Genomic DNA, 1438 nt, shown 5'->3' with positions numbered 1-1438 from the left:
GTGGCGCGGTCGGCCGTCGCCGCCCGCTGACCGGCGGCCGGCGATGGCGCGGTACGACAGCCTGCTCGAGGCCTGCGGCGGCACGCCCCTGGTCGGACTGCCCCGGCTCTCGCCGACGGTGCCCGAGGGGGCGCCGCCGGTGCGGCTCTGGGCGAAGTTGGAGGACCGGAACCCGACCGGCAGCATCAAGGACCGCGCGGCCCTGTTCATGGTGCGCGCGGCGGAGGAGGCCGGCCGGCTCCGCCCGGGCGACACCATCCTGGAGCCGACCAGCGGCAACACCGGCATCTCGCTGGCCATGGTGGCCAAGCTGCGGGGCTACCGGCTGGTCTGCGTGATGCCGGAGAACGTCTCCACCGAGCGGGTCCAACTGCTCCGGATGTACGGCGCGGAGATCATCTTCTCGGCGGCCGCCGGCGGCTCGAACCAGGCCGTCGCCACCGCGAAGCAGATCTCCGCCGAGCACCCCGACTGGGTGATGCTCTACCAGTACGGCAACGAGGCGAACGCCCGGGCGCACTACGAGACGACCGGGCCGGAGCTGCTGCACGACCTGCCGACGATCACCCACTTCGTAGCCGGTCTGGGCACCACCGGGACCCTGATGGGCACCGGGCGCTACCTGCGGGAGAAGGTCGACGGCATCCAGGTCGTCGCCGCCGAGCCCCGCTACGGCGAGCTGGTCTACGGCCTGCGCAACATCGACGAAGGGTACGTCCCCGAGCTGTACGACGCGACCGTGCTGTCGCGCCGCTTCTCGGTGGGCACCCGGGACGCGGTGCTGCGCACCCGTCAGCTCGTCGAGGTGGAGGGCATCTTCGCCGGGTTCTCCACCGGCGCGATCCTGCACGCCGCTCTCGCGGTGGCGCACGAGGCGGTGCGGGACGGCCGCCGGGCCGACGTCGCGTTCGTGGTCTGCGACGGCGGCTGGAAGTACCTGTCGACCGGGGCCTACGGCGGCACCCTCGCGGACGCCGAGGACGCCCTGGAGGGGCAGCTCTGGGCCTGACGAGCCGGTTCGGGCCGGTCGGCGGGGACGCCGGCCGGCCCGTCGACGCCCTGCCGGCGCGATACGCGTACGGGTGTCACGTTGATGACATGTTCCGGCAGATGATTCTTGACCCGCAGTGGCGACGCGTAGGCTGCGCAGCGTGGCGTACGCGTCGGTAGAGATCATCGACGGGGCGGTTGCCGGCGCGTCGACTACGCGGCGTGACATTGGGACGACCGGATGCGACTGACGGTCCTCGGCTGCGCGGGCAGCTTCCCCGGCCCCGAGTCCCCCTGCTCCGCGTACCTGGTCGAGGCGGAGGGCTTCCGGCTTCTGGTCGACTTCGGCTCGGGGTCGCTCTCCACGCTCCAGCGCTACGTCGGGCTGCACGCCCCCGACGCCATCCTTCTCACCCACCTGCACTGCGACCACATGCTCGACGCGGTG

2 protein-coding genes are annotated in these 1438 nt (G+C 72.4%); both read left to right on the top strand.

Going from position 1 to position 1438, the window contains the following annotated elements; genetic code table 11:
• The first annotated feature begins 43 nt into the window (after positions 1-43).
• On the top strand, positions 44-1009 hold the full coding sequence (locus JNW87_RS38655) for a PLP-dependent cysteine synthase family protein (RefSeq protein WP_109802090.1): 966 nt from the start codon (positions 44-46) through the stop codon (positions 1007-1009).
• A gap of 222 nt (positions 1010-1231) precedes the next feature.
• The coding region (locus JNW87_RS38650; protein ID WP_238455468.1) for an MBL fold metallo-hydrolase at positions 1232-1438 on the top strand (207 nt) is incomplete at its 3' end.

Origin of the sequence: Micromonospora sp. ATA51, from assembly GCF_016802855.1 — a bacterium.
Lineage (GTDB): Bacteria > Actinomycetota > Actinomycetes > Mycobacteriales > Micromonosporaceae > Micromonospora > Micromonospora sicca.
The sequence above is the reverse complement of the archived record's forward strand: the minus strand, read 5'-3'. Positions and strand labels throughout refer to the sequence as shown.

Excerpts from the sequence above, each read along its gene's own strand:
- JNW87_RS38655 (WP_109802090.1), top strand. The coding sequence starts at position 44 with ATGGCGCGGTACGACAGCCTGCTCGAGGCCTGCGGCGGCACGCCCCTG.